The sequence below is a fragment of the Halomonas sp. DQ26W genome (assembly GCF_003339685.1).
GTDB lineage: Bacteria > Pseudomonadota > Gammaproteobacteria > Pseudomonadales > Halomonadaceae > Halomonas.
The window spans coordinates 12,060-29,896 of sequence record NZ_QPKI01000004.1 but is presented as its reverse complement, the minus strand read 5'-3'; the positions used below and the strand labels follow the sequence as shown (position 1 = coordinate 29,896).

At 62.7% G+C, this 17,837-nt stretch carries 17 protein-coding genes; 10 read left to right on the top strand and 7 right to left on the bottom strand.

Translation table 11 applies throughout. From position 1 onward, the window contains the following. Positions 1 to 7: 7 nt before the first annotated feature. Genes DU490_RS03030 through DU490_RS03010 form a run of 5 tightly spaced genes read right to left on the bottom strand, consistent with a single transcriptional unit; the run spans position 8 to position 4,787 of the window. Complete coding sequence (locus DU490_RS03030; protein ID WP_114572866.1) at positions 8 to 769, bottom strand: Crp/Fnr family transcriptional regulator; 762 nt, start codon at positions 767 to 769, stop codon at positions 8 to 10. 28 nt (positions 770 to 797) lie between these two features. After that, positions 798 to 1,703, bottom strand: coding sequence for a c-type cytochrome biogenesis protein CcmI (ccmI, locus tag DU490_RS03025; RefSeq protein ID WP_181869937.1), 906 nt, complete (start codon positions 1,701 to 1,703; stop codon positions 798 to 800). 14 nt (positions 1,704 to 1,717) lie between these two features. Then, on the bottom strand, positions 1,718 to 2,206 hold the full coding sequence (locus DU490_RS03020) for a cytochrome c-type biogenesis protein (RefSeq protein ID WP_114572864.1): 489 nt from the start codon (positions 2,204 to 2,206) through the stop codon (positions 1,718 to 1,720). After that, positions 2,203 to 2,781 carry a DsbE family thiol:disulfide interchange protein gene (locus DU490_RS03015; protein WP_114572863.1) on the bottom strand — a complete coding sequence of 193 codons (579 nt, stop codon included), beginning with the start codon at positions 2,779 to 2,781 and terminating at the stop codon, positions 2,203 to 2,205. The genes DU490_RS03020 and DU490_RS03015 overlap by 4 nt, the downstream gene beginning before the upstream one ends. Further along, positions 2,781 to 4,787, bottom strand: a complete 2,007-nt coding sequence (locus DU490_RS03010) for a heme lyase CcmF/NrfE family subunit (RefSeq protein ID WP_114572862.1) — start codon at positions 4,785 to 4,787, stop codon at positions 2,781 to 2,783. The genes DU490_RS03015 and DU490_RS03010 overlap by 1 nt, the downstream gene beginning before the upstream one ends. 319 nt (positions 4,788 to 5,106) lie before the next feature. Here DU490_RS03010 and DU490_RS03005 point away from each other — a divergent pair, with 319 nt between their 5' ends. Next, positions 5,107 to 5,679, top strand: a complete 573-nt coding sequence (locus DU490_RS03005) for a peptidylprolyl isomerase (protein ID WP_181869936.1) — start codon at positions 5,107 to 5,109, stop codon at positions 5,677 to 5,679. A gap of 71 nt (positions 5,680 to 5,750) precedes the next feature. Here the strand turns inward: DU490_RS03005 and DU490_RS03000 are convergent, their stop codons facing one another. Together DU490_RS03000 and hemE are read right to left on the bottom strand one after the other, a co-directional pair. After that, positions 5,751 to 6,131, bottom strand: a complete 381-nt coding sequence (locus DU490_RS03000; protein ID WP_114572861.1) for a VanZ family protein — start codon at positions 6,129 to 6,131, stop codon at positions 5,751 to 5,753. Further along, positions 6,124 to 7,206: a uroporphyrinogen decarboxylase gene (gene hemE, locus DU490_RS02995; RefSeq protein ID WP_114572860.1), complete on the bottom strand. Its 1,083-nt coding sequence runs from the start codon at positions 7,204 to 7,206 to the stop codon at positions 6,124 to 6,126. Before hemE ends, DU490_RS03000 begins: the two co-directional genes overlap by 8 nt. A 185-nt stretch (positions 7,207 to 7,391) precedes the next feature. Between hemE and ribA the strand changes: the two genes are divergently transcribed. The 9 genes from ribA to DU490_RS02950 all read left to right on the top strand — a co-directional run bounded on the left by ribA (position 7,392) and on the right by DU490_RS02950 (position 17,836). Continuing rightward, the gene (gene ribA / locus DU490_RS02990; protein WP_114572859.1) at positions 7,392 to 8,027 is read left to right on the top strand and encodes a GTP cyclohydrolase II; all 636 of its coding nucleotides are present in this window, start codon (positions 7,392 to 7,394) and stop codon (positions 8,025 to 8,027) included. A 73-nt stretch (positions 8,028 to 8,100) separates the two neighbouring features. Next, positions 8,101 to 8,772 carry a PAQR family membrane homeostasis protein TrhA gene (gene trhA / locus DU490_RS02985; RefSeq protein WP_114572980.1) on the top strand — a complete coding sequence of 224 codons (672 nt, stop codon included), beginning with the start codon at positions 8,101 to 8,103 and terminating at the stop codon, positions 8,770 to 8,772. A 181-nt stretch (positions 8,773 to 8,953) separates the two neighbouring features. Continuing rightward, positions 8,954 to 10,675 (top strand): PAS domain-containing sensor histidine kinase, encoded by a 1,722-nt coding sequence (locus DU490_RS02980; protein ID WP_114572858.1) that lies wholly within the window; start codon positions 8,954 to 8,956, stop codon positions 10,673 to 10,675. 39 nt (positions 10,676 to 10,714) lie between these two features. Then, positions 10,715 to 12,061 carry a sigma-54 dependent transcriptional regulator gene (locus tag DU490_RS02975; RefSeq protein ID WP_114572857.1) on the top strand — a complete coding sequence of 449 codons (1,347 nt, stop codon included), beginning with the start codon at positions 10,715 to 10,717 and terminating at the stop codon, positions 12,059 to 12,061. Positions 12,062 to 12,318: 257 nt separating this feature from the next. Beyond that, complete coding sequence (locus DU490_RS02970) at positions 12,319 to 13,659, top strand: ABC transporter substrate-binding protein (RefSeq protein WP_220270441.1); 1,341 nt, start codon at positions 12,319 to 12,321, stop codon at positions 13,657 to 13,659. An 87-nt stretch (positions 13,660 to 13,746) separates the two neighbouring features. Beyond that, on the top strand, positions 13,747 to 15,069 hold the full coding sequence (locus tag DU490_RS02965) for an ABC transporter substrate-binding protein (protein ID WP_114572856.1): 1,323 nt from the start codon (positions 13,747 to 13,749) through the stop codon (positions 15,067 to 15,069). 156 nt (positions 15,070 to 15,225) lie between these two features. After that, entirely contained in the window at positions 15,226 to 16,125 is a 900-nt protein-coding gene (locus DU490_RS02960) for a branched-chain amino acid ABC transporter permease (protein ID WP_114572855.1), read from the top strand. After that, positions 16,125 to 17,057: a branched-chain amino acid ABC transporter permease gene (locus tag DU490_RS02955; RefSeq protein ID WP_114572854.1), complete on the top strand. Its 933-nt coding sequence runs from the start codon at positions 16,125 to 16,127 to the stop codon at positions 17,055 to 17,057. Before DU490_RS02960 ends, DU490_RS02955 begins: the two co-directional genes overlap by 1 nt. Further along, positions 17,054 to 17,836 carry an ABC transporter ATP-binding protein gene (locus DU490_RS02950; protein ID WP_114572853.1) on the top strand — a complete coding sequence of 261 codons (783 nt, stop codon included), beginning with the start codon at positions 17,054 to 17,056 and terminating at the stop codon, positions 17,834 to 17,836. The genes DU490_RS02955 and DU490_RS02950 overlap by 4 nt, the downstream gene beginning before the upstream one ends. Position 17,837 lies beyond the last annotated feature (1 nt).

The window sequence follows — 17,837 nt, the reverse complement described above, 5'->3', positions numbered from 1 at the left end:
CTCATTGTCAGTTCTGAGCCGCGAAAGAAGCGGAGGCGTTGAGGCCTCCATTCAGCCCAGGAGGCGCTGCTGCGACCGGGTCACAAGCGTCTGCGAAACGGCGCAGAGCCGCGACATCGTCTATCTGCACGCAGTTGCGCTCGCAGGTGACCCCGACTTCCCTGAGGCGTGCCATGGCACGGGAAAAGCTCTCGGGCTTCATACCCAGGCGACCGGCAATCAGCATCTTGTCACAGGGTAGACAGACGGTGGCCTGATCGGTATCACAGGGACAGAGCGAGACGATAAAGGACGCCAGGCGCTGATAGGTGGGCTGGTTGGTCAGCTGGTCAAGCTGGCGAACCAGATAGCGCAGCAAACCCGACAGGTTGGCCAGCAGGTTAAGTGCCAGGCCGTGGTTCTGCTCCAGGGTGGTGAGAAAGTGATCGGCAGTGAATACCAGCAGCCGGGCATCCTCGGCCACCGCGGCATGAACCGGGAAGCCCAGCCGATCGAACATCGCCGCCTCGGCAAAGGACTCGCCACGGGTGAATAGCCCCACCATGCACTCGTTGCCATCGGGGCTCTCACGGAATAGCTTGACCCAGCCATCCAGCACCACATAGAAGCGATTCGCCGGCTCGCCTTCGCTGAACAGTAGCGTACCGCGTCGATAGCTGCGCTCCACGGCACCGCAGGTCAGCAGCGCCAGGGTCTCGTCTCCCAGACCTCGGAACAGGGGCACCTGCCGAACGGCCTGCAGTGCCTCATGGCTCAATGTCGGCCTCATGACCACCTCCTCGAATATGGCTTCACGTTCATCCCTCCGCCGCGGACAGGGCCACCTGGGAGAGGTTGCCGCGGATGATCTCTGCCTCCGGTGACTCGCCCGGCAACACTCCGAGCAGATGCTCCCAGTGTCGTCGTGCGGCCTCGAGATCGGCGATCTCTAAGGCCAGGGAACCCGCCATCCACAGCCCCTGCGGGTGGTCGGGGTCGATCGCCAGCGCCTGTTCGATCCGTGCGCGGGGCTCCCCCTCCAGGCTGCCCTGCCGCTCTGCCAGCACATCCGCATAGCGAGTCAACAGGTTCGGGTCACGGTCGCCGCCGTGAATCATCGCCTCACGGAAGGCGCGCTCAGCAGCCGCCAGGTCATCCAGGAACACCAGTGTTCTGCCCAGCAGGATCCAGTCTTCAAGATCATCGGGGTTCTGCGCCAGTCGTCCCTGCAGCTGTCGGGAAAGCTGCTCGAACTGGCGTTGCATTCCTTCCTCGCTGATCGGCGGGGGCTCCGGCATGCTGGCCATCTCGCCCGGCGGGAGCTGGGTAGCAAAGACCTCATCGGCATAGCCCACGCCCAGGTAGATACCTACGGCCACGAACGGCACCAGGGCGACGCTGGCGAAGGCGGCAATGCCGGCCATACGGCGCGGCACGCGGCCTTCACTGGAGGCATCGCAATGCGCTGCATCCGGCTCGACGCCGCCGCTGTCGAGCAGTTCTCGCTCGAGATCCGCCAGCGCCGTGTCGTACTGCGCTTGAGTCAGGGTGCCTGCCGCCATGTCCTGATCGAGCTCACTGACCCGATCGCGATGGACCTTGAGGTTGATCGCTCGCCTAGAGTGGCCCATCTCCTGGCGCGGCTCCCGCAGCAGCGGATAGACCACAAAGGCAAGAGCCATCACGCACAGCACCATGGCAAAAAGTAGAAAAATTCCGTTCATCATCGCCTCCGGGGTCACTCGCCGCTGCGGATTCGCTGCAGCGTCGTGCGCTCCTGTTCGGTAAATTCCGGGCGCAGCGCCATGCGCTTGCGCCCCACTATCATTCGCCACCAGACGATGCACCCGACCAGCAACAGCAGAAAGGGGCTGGCCCACAACAGGGCGGTGTTGGCCTGCAGGGGCGGCCGATAGCGCACGTAATCGCCGTAGCGCTGCACCATGAAGTCGACGATGGCGCCGGCGTCGTGGCCGGCGAGGGTCATCTCATAGACCCGACGGCGCATGTCGGCGGCAAGCTCGGCGTTGGACTCGTGGATGGTCTCGCTCTGGCACACCGTGCAGCGCAACTCGCGTACCAGGGTGTCGTACTGACGCTTCTGGGCCTCGCTCTCGAATTCGATCGGCTGGCCGATGGCCAGCGCCATCGCAAGGCCCGCCGGCAGCAGCCAGGCAACCAGCCACAGCGCCACACACATCAGGGAGCTGATCAGATGTCGCTTCATGACGTTGCCACACTCCTTGCCTCGTTCCTGCGCTGTTCATCACGCAGCTTCTCGGCTCTTAGTTTTTCCACCAGCGGCAGTACCTCGTCGAGCAGCAGCTGGCGGTTGAGCGGCCCGATGCGCTTGTAGCGGATGATGCCTTCGGCATCGAGCACATAGGTTTCCGGTGTGGCATAAACTCCCCAGTCGATACCCGCGTCACCGCTGGGATCGTAGGCGATAGTCCGGTAGGGGTTGTCGCTGACGCTCAAGTAGCGCAACGCTGCATCTCGCTCGTCCCGGTAGTTGAAGGCGTGGATCGGGATGCCCCCGCCGGCCAGCTCCATGAGCAGCGGCTTCTCTGCGCGACAGGTGCTGCACCAGGTGGCCCAGACATTGACCAGCGCCACCTCGCCGATGAAATCCTGCTCGGACAGCATCCGGCTGGAGTCTTCCAGCGCTTCGAGTTCGAAGGCCGGCGCAGGCTTGCCGACCAGCGGCGAAGGCAGGTCGCGGGAGTTCATGCCCAGGCCGATGAACAGCAGACCAAGCAGCGCCGACATGGCGATCAGAGGAATCAAGAGGCGCAGACTCATCAGGTGGTCACCTCCCGAGAGGGGCCAGTGCCCTGGCCTCCGGCGCGGCGCCGGGTATCAATGGCACGATTGCGTGCCAGCCGGTAGCGCCGGTCGCTGGCCGCCAGCAGCCCGCCCAGGGAGAGCAGAATAGCGCCGGACCACATCCAGAACATGTAGGGCTTGTAGTAGAGACGGAAGCTCCAGGCATCGTCCACCAGGCGCTCCCCAAGGGAGACATAGACATCGCGGGTTGGGGCTCGATCGAGCGACGCCTGGTTCATGGGATTGGCGGGCTGGGTGTCGTAGTAGCGGCGCTGGGGTAGCAGGGTCGCCACGGAGCGGCCTCCATGTGTCACCTCGACAACCGCCTGGTCGGCATCCCAGTTGGGGCCGCGCACCGTTTCCATGCGCAACAGGGTGAAGTCGAAGCCGGCCGCCGACGTGGTCTGGCCCGGCTCCATGCGCACGTCGCGCTCGACCTCATAGGTATTGACCATGGCGATGGCCACAACGATCAGTGCCAGCCCCACGTGAGCCAGGTGCATGCCCATGAAGCTGGGACGCATGACCTTGCGCAGCCGCACGGAGAGCGGCTGACGGCCGGTCCCCAGCCGCTTGTGAATATCCAGCAGCGCGGTAAGAAAGATCCAGCTGGCGAGCATCAGCGACAGCGCGGTCAGCGGATGCCAGGCGCCCATGGTAAGCGGCCAGAGCCCGCCGGCGATGACGCTGACCAGCAGTGCCCAGCGCAGCTGGCGAAAGGTGTCGCTGGGGTTGGCCTGCTTCCACATCACCGCGGGGCCGAGGCCGATCAGGAACAGCAGCGGCAGCATCAGCGGGGCGAAGACGGTATCGAAGTACGGAGGACCCACCGATATCTTGCCCAGGCCGAAAGCATCCAGCGCCAGCGGGTAGAGGGTGCCGATAAACACCGCGGCGCAGGCCACTGCCAACAGCACGTTGTTGGCCATCATCAACGACTCGCGGGAATACCAGGCAAAGGAGCCGCCCAGCCCCACCTTGGGTACCCGCCAGGCGTAGACGGTCAGCGATCCGAGCAGGGTGATGGTGAGCATGCCCAGAATGAACACGCCGCGCTCCGGGTCGGTGGCAAAGGCGTGGACCGAGGTGATCACGCCCGAGCGCACAATGAAGGCACCCAGCACGGTCAGGGCAAAGGTGAGGATCGCTAGCATCAGCGTCCAGACCTTGAAGCCGCCGCGTTTCTCCGTCACCGCCAGCGAGTGGATCAGGGCGGTGGCGGTCAGCCAGGGCAGGAAGGAGGCATTCTCGACCGGATCCCAGAACCACCAGCCGCCCCAGCCCAGCTCGTAGTAGGCCCACCATGAGCCGATGGCAATCCCCAGGGTGAGAAAGACCCAGGCCACCGTGGTCCAGGGGCGCGACCAGCGTGCCCAGGCGGCATCGAGGCGACCGCCGAGCAGGGCCGCCATGGCGAAGGCGAAGACCACTGCCGTACCCACATAGCCCATGTACAGCAGCGGCGGATGCAGGATCATTCCCGGGTCCTGCAGCAGTGGATTCATGCCGCGCCCATCCATGGGTCCCGGGACGACGCGCTCGAAGGGGTTGGAGGTGAACACGGTGAAGGCAAGGAAGCCAATCGAGACCATGCCCATCACGGCCAGCACCCGCGCCAGCATTTCCCGGGGCAGCGACTGACTGAAGATCGCCACGGCGACACCCCAGGCAGCCAACAGCCAGACCCACAGCAGCAGCGACCCCTCATGGCCACCCCAGACGGCAGTAACCTTGTAGATCGTCGGCTGGCTGAGGCTCGAGTGGCTGGCCACATAGCGCACCGAGAAGTCGCTGACCACGAAGGCCCAGACCAGCACCGCCAGGGAGAGCGACAGGAAGACGAACTGACCGGTGGCCAGGAAGCGTCCCGTGCGCATCAGGCGGGCATTGTCGAAGTACGTGCCCAGCAGGGGCAGTACGCTCTGGACTACCGCCAGGCATAGCGCCAGTATCAGTGCAAAGTTTCCGAGTTCCGCCACCATGGATTGGCTACCTCCTGCCTATCCCCGGCTCGCAGAGGATCACCCTGCCAACCGGTCACTATCTGGATATTGTTGGGCGAGGCATCACGGCTTGAAACTCAACTGCACAAGGCGCCTCGACCTGCATATCCGAATGGTCCGGCGATCGGCGCATAAAAGCCATACTGGATGCTTCTTTACTCCGGTCAGTTGTGACCCACGTCAAACAATCCACCGTGGCGGGATGTCGCGCCACGGCCTCACGCATCGAAAGCCTGACATCGGGGCGTAAGCTAGGCACACTCACAACATCCATTCGTGCTGCAAACAGGAGTCCCCCGTGCTGAAACGAACTCTGTTGACCCTTCTTGTCGCCGGCACCCTTCCGCTGGCCGCCCAGGCCGATGCGACCGACGCCGATGTCATCCTGCATACCAACCACGGCGAAATCGCCATTGAGCTATTCCAGGAAGAGGCACCCGAAAGCGTCAACAATTTCCTGACCTACCTGCAGGACGGCCACTACGACGGCACCGTCTTTCATCGTGTGATTGACGGCTTCATGATCCAGGGCGGCGGCTTCGACGAGGACTTTCGCCAGAAGTCAACCCGGGATCCGATAACCAACGAGGCCGACAACGGCCTGAAGAATGAGCGCGGCACCCTGGCCATGGCGCGTACCGGTGCCCCGCATTCGGCCACCGCCCAGTTCTTCATCAATGTGGCCGACAACGCCTTTCTCGATCACCGGGATACCCACTCCGCTCAGGCCTGGGGCTATGCGGTTTTTGGCCAGGTAGTCGACGGCATGGACGTGGTAGACGCCATTCGTGCGCTGCCCACCACCAGCCGTGGGCCGTTTCAGGACGTTCCCACCGAGCCGGTGATCATCGAGCGCGCCGAGCTGCGTTAACCCGCACCTGAAACGACGACGCCCCACCACCTTGCGGTGGCGGGGCGTCGCTGTGTGTCAGTGCTGCAAGCCTAGGTCAGAACCTTTAACACCCACCTACGCAGGCCATGCAGCAGCACTACGGCGGTAGCTGCACCGAGGGTGTTGGCCAGGATATCCCACCAGTCCCCACCGCTGCGGCCGGGTACCGGTATCTGCAGGTATTCAATAAAGATGCCGTAGAGCACCACCGTGGCAAAGGCCCAGGGAAGACGTATACCGGCCAGTGCCACCAGCCCCGCCAGACCGCCGTAGCCGACAAAATGGTTGAACTTGTCCCAGGGCAGGTTGGAGGGCATCTCGCTACCCGGGGTCAGGCTGCCGACGGCGATGACCACAGCCGCCAGAATAGCCAGCACCGCCCACAGGCGGTGCCGGTCATGCCAGGTTTGCAGCGTGCTTCTGTCAAGCATTCTGGCACTGGATGGTGCGGTGATACTGCGGACTCAGGTCGTTCAGAGCCTCCATGAAAGCAGTGACATTGTCCGGATCGGTGAACTGGCTGATACCGTGGCCCAGGTTGAAGATATGCCCCGGGCCCGCGCCGTAGCTGTCGAGGATCCGCCCAACCTCGGCGCGAATCGCTGCCGGGCGGGCGAACAGCACGTTGGGGTCCAGGTTGCCTTGCAGCGCCACCTTGTGGCCGACCCGGGCGCGGGCGTCGGAAAGCTCCGTGGTCCAGTCGACACCCAGGGCATCAGGCCCGGCAAGGGCAATGTCCTCGAGCCACTGGCCACCGTTCTTGGTGAACAGGATCACCGGCACGCGCCGGCCCTCGTGCTCGCGGATCAGGCCAGCGACGATCTGCTCCATATATCGCAGCGAGAACTCCAGGTAGGCCGGCGTGGAGAGCACGCCACCCCAGGTATCGAAGATCTGCACCGCCTGGGCACCGGCACGAATCTGGGCGTTCAGATAGTCGGTGACCGAGTGCGCCAGGGTATCGAGAAGCTGATGCATGGCGTCGGGGTTGTCGTAGAGCATGGTCTTCACATGGCGGAAGTCCTTGCTCGAGCTGCCCTCGACCATGTAAGTGGCCAGCGTCCAGGGGCTGCCGGAGAAGCCGATCAGCGGCACGCGACCGTTCAACTCGCGGCGGATGGTCGAAACGGCCCGCATCACGTAGTCCAGATCGCGCTCGGCATCCGGCATTTTCAGTGCTTGCACGTCGGCCGCAGTGCGTACCGGCTTGCGGAATTTCGGCCCCTCGCCGGTCTCGAAGTAGAGCCCCAGTCCCATGGCATCGGGGATGGTGAGGATATCCGAAAACAGGATGGCGGCATCCAGCGGATAGCGCTCCAGCGGCTGCAGCGTCACCTCACATGCCAGGTCCTGGTTGCGACACAGGTCCATGAAGTCACCGGCCACAGCGCGCGTAGCGCGATATTCCGGCAGGTAGCGGCCGGCCTGGCGCATCATCCAAACCGGCGTGCGATCCACCGGCTGGCGCGCCAGGGCGCGCAGAAAACGATCATTCTTGAGTTCCATGCAGGCAGTCATCCACAGGAAATGTCGGGCTATTGTAGCGCATGATTTTACGCAAGGCTTGACCGAGGCCAAGGTAAAGAGTGAACGCGATTCGGCGAGCGGCACAATCGTGAGCCCCGGCGGCGTTCCTGCTAGAATGCTGGATTCACTTCCGGCATCGCCGTGGTCTTTCACCGAGGTACCCCGTGACGATTCGATTCATCGCCGCCTCCCGGCTACCCACACCCTGGGCCACCTTCACCATGCACGGCTTCGAGGACGACGCCACCGGCAAGGATCACATCGCCTTGACGCTGGGTAACGTGGCCGATGGCAAGCCTGTGCTGGGCCGGGTTCACTCCGAATGCCTGACCGGGGACGCCCTGTTCTCGATGCGCTGCGACTGCGGCTACCAGCTACAGGAAGCACTCAAGCGCATCGCCGACGAGGGACGCGGCGTGCTCTTCTACCTGCGCCAGGAGGGGCGCGGCATCGGCCTGCTCAACAAGATTCGCGCCTACCGCCTGCAGGACCAGGGTGCCGATACTGTCGAGGCCAACGAACAGCTGGGCTTTGGTGCCGACATGCGCCGCTACGATATCTGCGTGCCGATGCTCGACCATCTGGGCATCCAGGGCCTGCGGCTGATGACCAACAACCCGCGCAAGGTCGATGCCCTGACCAAGGCCGGTGTCACCATCACGGAACGAGTACCCCTTACCACTGGTCTCAATCCTCATAACGAACACTATCTTTCAACGAAGGCCGGCAAGCTTGGCCACATGATGGCATTGGGCGACTTCACCCAGGCCAGCGATGTGGATATCGAACGCAAGCCCTGAGCCGCAGGCGGCATCGGGCACCGACAGAGACTAGCACATGCCGCAACCCGCGCCTTCCTCCATGCCGCGAACGATGCCCTTCTCCGTGCCACTGGGAAAGCATCGCCACAGCGCCATCGAAGAGCTGATTAACAGCATCAGCCACGGCATCGGCGCGGTGCTGAGCCTGGCCGGTGCGGTCCTGTTGATCGTTCTAGCCAGCGTGGCCGCCCACGTCGACCCCTGGAAGATCGTTGGCGTCAGCCTGTACGGGATCACCCTGGTACTGCTCTATACCGCCTCGACCCTCTATCACGGCGTCAGGCATCCTCGGCTCAAGCAGATGTTCCAGCAACTAGATCACTGTGCCATCTACCTGCTGATCGCCGGCACCTATACGCCCTTCCTGCTGGTCAATATGCGCGGCCCCACGGGCTGGACGCTGTTCGCCATCGTCTGGGGCCTGGCGCTGGCCGGCATTGCCTTCAAACTCGCCTGGCCTCACCGCTTCGCCGTACTGCGGGTGGCGATTTACCTGATCATGGGCTGGCTGATCGTCTTCGCCAGCGGCGAGATGTCGGCCAGCTTGTCTACCAGTGGCATCGCCCTGCTGGCTGCCGGCGGCATCACCTACACCCTCGGCGTGATCTTTTTCGCCATCCGTGCGATTCCCTACAATCACGCCATCTGGCACGTGTTCGTGCTAGGCGGCAGTACCTGTCACTACTTCGCCGTATACGCCACGGTGCTGCCTTTCGGGGCTTAGGCTCTCTCTAACGCCATTTGCAGGCCTCTTTCCAAGCTCGCTCTATCAGCACCATCCCTACTGCCGGACTGGCGACCTTGTGGCTTGGGAAAGTAAACACCGGGACATAGCGCTTCATGAATGAGGCCTCTTTCGTGTAAAACATTGGGAAAAGCACGACTTACTATAAAAAAGGACATACATGAAGCCCCGGCTCAGTCTGGTTGGTCGCTATTCGTTTCTGTCGCTGACGCTGATGATCGGCTCGGTGGCGGTGCTGAGCGCGCTCTATGCGACAGTCGCAGATTCGGTCACGGAGCGCCTGGCCGGTGAGCGGTTGGAAGCACAGATAGCAGGCACGGCCAACCGTCTGACCAACTTCATCGAGAATCGGATCTATCAACTCGAGACCCTTTCGACCCACCCCTCCATGCCGCTCTACCTGCTCTACAGCGATGCTGTGCCAGAAGGCCTTCAGGAGCTCGTACGCGTGGAAGCCGACGCACCCGACCTCTATGGCATCCTCTTCTTCGACGCCAGCGACAGACTGTCCGAGGTCATCCCCGGCCAGGCGGCATCCGGACAGCCCTACTGGGGACGCAATAACTGGTCAACCCTTGATCTGCCGTCCGTTTATTTGGGCACCAGCGAAATCATCGGCCCGAGCCTGACCTCGGGCTCCGGCCCCGGCTGGCTGCTCATCCGTCAGCCGCTGAGAGATATCGCCGGCCAGAGCACCGTCGGTGCGGTAGCGCTTCATGTACGCCTGGCTTCTCTGACCGAGCTGATGCGTACCGAAAGCCTGGCTGGCGTACTTCGGCCTTTCCTGAGAACCCCCGCCGGCGATCTGCTGGACCCAACGGGAAACCTCCAGAGCAACGAGCCGGAGGGGCTGCGAACCGGCCCGGAAGTGCTGCCCGGCTGGCGCATTGACTATCTGGTTTCCGCCGGAGACATTCTCAGCCCGCTTCGCAACGCACAGTTCGGCCTGTATGCGCTTGCCGGCGTGATGGCACTCGGCATCGTCGCCCTATTCTGGGCGCTGGCCAGAAGCCTGCGCCGACGGGTGAGCCGACTGGTTGCAGGGGCTGAAGCCTTTGCCTCCGGCAACCTGCACTTCCGCCTGCTGACCCCCAAAAACGACAAGGACGAAATCGATGTGGTCGCCCATGCATTCAACGCCATGGCCGACCGATTGCAGGAGATGATCGAGCGAACCATACAGGCAGAGAAGATGGCAGTTCTGGGTGAATTCGCCACCGGCGTGGCCCATGAAGTGCGCAATCCACTGGCAACGATCAAACTGACAGTACAGGCCCTGGAAAAAGGTGAATTGGAGAGCCGGCGGCGCAATCTGCTGATTTCCGTGGAGGAGGAGATCGATCGCCTCAATCGAGTCGTCGGCGACCTGCTGGATTACGGCCGACCTGTCGCCGGTGAGCCACAGGCCGTGGCGGTCGGCCAGGTATTCAGGCACGCTTCCATCTTGACCTCCGGCCTTGCCGACAGGCGGGGCGTTACCGTCAAGGTCAGTAGTGAACCGTTCCTCGCCGTCTATGTCAGCCCGGACCAGGTGATCCAGTGCCTGGTCAACCTGGTCGCCAATGCCATCCAGGCCTGTGAACCAGGCTGCCATGTGCAACTGAAGGCTTTTTCCAGCGGTGACAGCTTGACGATAGAGATCATCGACGATGGCTGCGGCATGGATCAGCCAATACTGGCCCAGGTGATGGAGCCGTTCTTCACCACCCGTCAGGAAGGCACAGGGCTTGGCTTGAGCATTACCCGCCAACTGATAGAACTGAATGGTGGCAAGCTGGAGATCCATAGCACACCGGGAAAAGGCACAACTGTATCCATGAAACTTCCCCAGGCACCGGTGGAAGCCATAGCACTCCAGGATTCAGCACAGCAGGATTCGTAGCACCGCTACAACAACAAGAGCAACTAGCAGAACAACGCCATGCACACAGATATCCTGATCGTCGATGATGAAAAGAGCTTCGTCCGTTCGCTGACTTTCGCTCTGGAAGAAGCTGGGTTCACTACCCGCAGCGCCCATTCCGGCGAAGCGGCCCTGATCGCTCTGGCGGAGACCCAGCCAGGGTTGATGCTGCTGGATCTGCGACTGCCGAAGATGAGCGGCATGGAGGTACTTGATACCGCCGCCCGCCTTTACCCGGCACTACCGGTGGTGATGGTTTCGGCCCATGGCGACACTAGAGCCGCCGTCCAGGCAGTCAAGGCCGGCGCGACCGACTATCTCACCAAGCCCTTTGCCCTGGACGAGCTGCTGCATCTCGTCGACGCCATTACCGAGCGCACTCAGATGCGTGACGAGCTGGCCTACCACCGTAGCCGGGGCGCCTCCTCGTCGGGGCTGGTGGGCAGCAGCGATGCCATGGAGCAGCTCTGGCAGACCATCCAGCGTATTGCCGGCAGCAGTGCCGGCCGCATACTGCTGCAGGGCGAGTCCGGCACCGGCAAGGCCGTGGTGGCCAGGGCCATCCATGACCAGAGCCCGCGCAGCGACAACGCCTTTGTGGAGATCAACTGTGCCGCCCTGCCGGAACAATTGATCGAGGCGGAGCTGTTCGGTGCAGAGAAGGGGGCCTACACCGGCGCGCATCAGAAGCGATCTGGCCTGGTGGCACTGGCCCATGGTGGCACGCTGTTTCTGGACGAGATCGGCGAATTGCCCCTTTCGCTCCAGGCCAAGTTCCTGCATTTCCTCGAGAACGGCGACTATCGACCGGTGGGCGGTTCTGCCAGCTATACCGCTGATGCCCGTGTCATTGCTGCGACCAACCGCTCACTGGAAGCCGAGGTCCGCAACGGGCATTTTCGGGAAGATTTGTTCTTTCGCCTCAATGTCATTGAACTCTCCATCCCCCCGCTACGCGAACGAGGCGCGGATATCGAAGAATTGCTGAATGTCTTCATCGACGCCCAGTCCAGGGAGGAAGGTTGCCGGCCCATTACCGTGCCCGAGGAGACGCTCGACTTGCTGATCGCCTATAACTGGCCGGGTAATGTGCGGGAGCTGCGCAACCTCGTAGAGCGCCTGACCATTCTGTATCCCGGTCAGCGGATTCGCCCCGGCCAGCTACCCACCGAGTTCCATCAAGGCCCGGCAGCGAGCGATCAAGCTGAAGATCCTTCTCTGGGCGAACGTCTACAAAATACCGAACGGCAACTGGTACTCGATGCGCTCGACAAGACCCGTGGCCACAAGGGTCAGGCCGCCGAGCAGCTGGGACTATCGCGCCATGCCTTCAAGCGCCGTTTGCAGCGCCTGGGGCTGGCCTAGCTGAAGGCTATCGACTGACCGAAGGCTCTCGACTAGCCGAAGACCCTCGCCTAGCGGAAGCGCCTTGCCGAGCGGTAACCGCTCCCTTTCTCGCGCCGATGAGCGTTATCCGCTCACCGTTCGTACCGCTTTGACCCAGAGAGCCCGGACATGGGGCTATCTGGGCATGGCACGCTTCTTGCCTATGTTATAGACCAGCAGGTTTATAACAACAATCAGCGACCACACGCCGGACTCAACCGGTCCAGGAGGCAATCTTGCCGGGACTGATGACCCGCCTGCGCCCCGCACAGGGCTCTCGCGTTTTCGCCACCACCCTGACCCTTGCCATATACGGCCTGCCGGCCGCGCATGGCACAGAGGCCCTCTACGAGACAACCTCGGTAGGCCGGGTGGAAATGGGTGCGGACGCCGCAGAGGCTGACGCCACCGTCGCCTGCCTGTATCCGATGACCGGGCGCTCAGCCAGCTATGGGCGGGACAGTATTGTCGCGATTCGCATGGCCCTCGATGAGCTGGCCACCGATCCCGCGGCGCCCCGCCTGCGCGTGATCGTCGATGATTCCCGCTCCAAGGCTTCCTTCGCCGTGCGCATGGCCGAAGACTTCATCGAGCAGGATAACGCCAACATTCTCTGCGGCATGGTCAGCTCCGGTGTCGGCATGGCCGTCAGCCGACTGGCAAGACAGCGCAGAACCATCCTTATCGGTACCGACCATGCCTCCTCGCGCGCGGCGCTGGAGGAGGGTCATCGCTACTACTTCAGGGTCTCCAGCGACACCTGGCACTCCCAGGCCGCCGGTGCGAAATACCTGCAGGAACTCCAGCAACAGGAAGGCTGGAGCAAGGTCGCCTTCCTCGGCCCCGACTACGAATATGGTCGAGTCGCCTGGCGCGACCTGCAGGAGGCCTTCGACCTCTACGACGTCGACTACCAGGTCACCGGCAGCTACTGGCCGAAACTCTACGAGCCGGATTACTCCCTGTATATCCAGTCGCTGCTCGAGGCGCCGCCGGACGTGCTGGTGGTCGCGCTGTGGGGCGGGGATTTCACCGCCTTCATCGACCAGGCCCGCACGACCCGCCTGTTCAGCCAGATGCGGGTGGCCAACTTCGATACCGGCGGCGACTACGAGACCCTGGTTGCCCTCGGCGACACACCGCCAGAAGGCCTGATTCTCTCCGCTCGCCACCACGTCAACTGGCCCCCGACGGAGCTGAACCGCCAGTTCGTGGAGCGGTTCCACGAACGCTCCGGCCGCTACCCCAACTATTCGGCCCAGGGGGCCTGGGCCGGCATCCTCACCGTTGCCAAGGCCATCACCCTGGCCGGCGACGTGACCGACACCGAGGCCATGATTGAGACGCTTGAAGGCCTGGAAATCCAGCTGCCCAAGGATCCGGAAGGCTACGTCTCCTACATCGACGCCGAGACCCACCAGATCATCCAGGCCCAGGCCATCGGCACACCGGTGCCCAGCCAGGATTATCCCCCCGCTCAGGTGGTTCTGGGAAACTGGAAAGTCTACGACGCCGAGTCCCTGAAACCTTCGCCGGCTCTCGTCGAGAGACGACGTGGCACACCCGGTGGTGGCTAGATTCTCCACCGTTTCCACCACGCACCACCAGCACCTCGCAAGACAACGACGCACCACAGAGCACAACAACAACCAAGGAGTACAACCATGAAGCACGCCACTCAACCCGGAAGCTGGAAGCGCACCCTGCTCAGCACCACTACCGCCGCGGCTATCGCCTCGGCGGGGATGATGGGTATCAGCGCGACAGTCCAGGCAGAAGAGACCTTCAAGGTCGGCCTGGTCACCTTTCTCTCCGGAGGCGCCTCGGGACCCTTTGGTGTTCCCGCCGCCCAGGCGGCGGAAACCGTGATCAAGGCGATCAATGCCGGGGAACTTCCTCCTCCCTACGACACCCCGGGCATCAACGGCTTGCAACTGGAATCCGTGGTCGTCGACGAAGCCGGCGGCCCCACCCAGCAGGTCGAGGAGTACCGCAACCTGGTGCAGCGCCAGAACGTGAATGCGGTGATCGGCTATATCTCCAGCGGTGACTGCCTGGCCGTCGGCCCCGTAGCCGAAGAGCTGCAGACCTTCACCATCGCCTTCGACTGCGGCACCCCGCGCATGTTCGAGGAGCTCGACAACCCCACCTACTTCTTCCGCACCGGCCTTGATGCCGTGGCTGACAACGTGGGTGCAGCGCGCTATCTGCAGGACCTTCACCCCGACGTCACCCGTGTCGCCGGCATCCAGCAGAATTACGCTTGGGGGCAGGACTCCTGGCTCGACTTCACGCTTTCCATGGAGCAATTGATGCCGGACGCCGAGATGGTCAACAACCAGACGCCACAGCTCTTCTCGGGCAGCTACGGCAGCGAGATTTCCGCCCTGCAGACCCGCCGGCCCGAGATCGTCCATTCCAGCATGTGGGGCGGCGACATGGAGTCCTTCGTCTCCCAGGCCAATTCTCGTGGCCTGCTGGGCCAGGCAACCGCCATCCTGACCACAGGTGAGTCCGGCCTGCATCGGTTCCAGGGACAGGCCCCCAACGGCACCATCCTCGGCGGACGTGGTCCCTTCGGCGCCTTCATGCCGGAAAACGCCCTGAGTAAATGGTTCAACGAAGCCTACGAAGCCGAGCACGGCACCAAGCCCAGCTACCCCACCTCGAAAATGGCCCAGGCCATCCTTGCCCTGAAATTTGCCGCCGACAATTCCGGTGCCGAAGGGGTGCCCACCAGCGAGCAGCTTGCGAGCACCCTGAAAGGGGCCGAGTTCGAATCCGTCAGCGGTACCGTGCGCATGGCCCTGGCCGGTGGCCACCAAGCCATGCAGGACATGCTCTACGGTGAGTACCACTACACCCCCGGTGAAGGTGCCGAACTGCGCAACGTGCGCTCCTACCGTGGCGAATGTGTCTCCGCACCTGATGGCCAGAACGCCCAGGAGTGGATCGAGGCCGGCTTCCCCGGCGCCCAGTGCGACTGACACTCTCCCCTGCCGGCAACCTTCGGGTTGCCGGCCACAGGGAGTCACTGCTCCACACTTGATGCGTCTGCGTCTTGTGCCGCCACTCTCTGAGTGGGCGGGCGCATGACGCCGGGCGCCAGCAGTGGTTCCTAACCGATAACAGGAGCACGCGAGATGTTAACGGTCTGGGCAATACTGATCGATGGTTTCATCTATGCCTCATGGCTGTTTCTGGTGGCGGCAGGCCTGACCGTCATCTACGGCGTCATGAGGATTCTGAACATGGCCCACGGCAGCCTCTATGCCCTGGGCGCCTACGCAGCGGCTTCGGCCCTCGGCTGGTATTACGCCGGTGGCGGCAGCCAGCTATGGATGGCCTTCGCCATTCTGGCCAGCTGCGCCCTGCTCATCGGCGCCATCAGCGGGCTGTTGATCGAGCGGGGTATCCTGCGACTGATGTACGGCCGCGACGAGATACTCATGCTTATCGTCACCTTCGCGATCCTGCTGATACTTGAAGATGTGATGAAACTGCTGTGGGGCACGACCCCCTATTTCGCCTGGCAGCCCTACGCTGCCATGGGGCGAGTGGAGATCGACGTCCTGACGGTCTCCGGCTACGACATCATGGTGCTGTGTCTGTCCGCCATCATAGGGTTTGGCCTGTGGTTCTGGCTGGAACGTACCAACACCGGCAAGATCCTGCGTTCGATCATCCATGACCGGGAAGTCTCTGAAGCCATGGGCGTCAACGTACGCCGCATGTTCACCATTACCTTCATTATCGGCGCCACCCTAGGCGCGGTCGCCGGTGGCATCACCGCACCGATCATCTCCGTGGTGCCGGGTATCGGTATCGAGGTCATCGTGCTGGCCTTCGCAGTGGTGGTCACCGGTGGACTGGGCAGCATCACCGGTGCGGCAGCGGGCGCCATCATCGTCGGCCTGGCACGGGCCACCTCGATACACACCATGCCCCAGTTCGAACTGTTCATCATCTACGCCGTCATGGCCGGGGTGCTGATCTTTCGCCCCAACGGCCTGTTCGGCCAGGCAATCGCGAGGAAAATCTGATGAGTCTCCAGAAATCCGAAGCCCTGATGATTGCCGCCGCCGTGGCCATTGGTTTGAGCGGCTTGATGAGCCCGAATTGGCTGATCTTCACCACGACGCTGGCGGTCGCCAAGGCGCTGGTGGTACTCGGGGTGGTCATGCTGATGCGCTCCGGACTGGTCTCTTTCGGCCAGGGGTTGTTCTTCTGTATCGGCGGCTATGCGGTAGGCATGGGCGGTCGCTTCTGGGGCATTCAAGATGCCCTGCTGCTGATTCTCCTGGGCGTACTGGCTTCGACCGCGCTGGCGATGATTCTCGGTCTGCTGCTGACCCGATACCGGGAGATATTCTTCGCCATGCTGACCATGGCGTTTTCGATGATCCTGTTTGGCGTACTGGTCAAGAGCCACAACCTGGGCAGTACCGACGGCTTCAGCGTGGTGGAGTGGTCCGTGCTTGGCTGGGTCCCGCAGTCCGGCATGGGAGTGTTCTGGCTTGCGCTGGCCCTCGGCCTGTTGGTCGCACTCTTTCTCAATCGCTTTTTCCAGTCCAGCATCGGCCTGGCCTGCGAGGCCATCCGCGAGAACGAGGTGCGTGTCGAATACATGGGCATCTCACGCCGTCAGGTGCTCTACATCAACTACGTATTGGCCGCGGCGATCGGTGCGATAGGCGGTTCTCTGACGGCACTGGCGGCCGGCCATGTCGATCCCGAAATGGCCTACTGGACGATTTCGGGTGAATTTGTCTTCATCGCGCTGCTAGGCGGTACCGGACATGTAGCAGCGGCCTTCATCGCCGCCATGCTCTTCGCCCTGGTGCGTACCTATGCTGTGGAGTTCATGCCCCACACCTGGCAAATGATCCTGGGCATCGTGCTACTGCTGATCATACTGTTCCTGCCCAAGGGGATCTGGAGCCTGTTCACCCGCCGGAGGAGGACCGCCCCATGACCGAGATTCTCAAGACACAAGGACTGTCCCGCTACTTCGGCGCGGTGACCGCCGCAGAAGATATCAACGTGACCATCACCCAGGGCGAAATCGTCGGCGTCATCGGCGCCAACGGCGCCGGCAAGACCACCTTCATCAACATGGTCACCGGCTACCTGCCGCCCTCGGAAGGCAGCATTTTCTTCAATGGCCGGCCGATCAAGGGCCTGGGGCCGCGCAAGTTGATGCGCGAAGGCCTGGCACGCTCCTTCCAGATACCCCAGCTGTTTCTCGAACTCCCCGTGATCGACAACCTGGCCATCGCGCTGTCGGCTGCCCAGAACGACCACCTGCAGATGCTACGACCGGTTCGCACCGCAAAGCGGCTCGCCGCAGCGGACGACATCCTCGAGCAGATGGGCATCACCCAGTATCGCGATGAGATGGTCACCGCCATGCCTCAAGGGGCCCGCAAGTTGCTCGACATCGCCATTGCCATGCTCGGCAACCCCAAGATGCTGCTGCTGGATGAGCCCACCAGCGGGGTCAGTATGGAAGAGAAATATGCGCTGATGGATACGGTGATGGAAATCGTCAAGCGGCGCAGCCTGACGGTGCTCTTCGTCGAGCACGACATGGAGATCGTACAGAAGTACGTCACCCGGGTGATGGCCTTTGCCAGCGGCGTTGTGATCAAGGATGGTCCGGTCGAGGAGGTACTGGCCGACGAACAGGTACAGACGCTCGTCACCGGAAAGCGGCGCCACACGAGCACGGCAACCGAACAGGGGGACGTCTGAC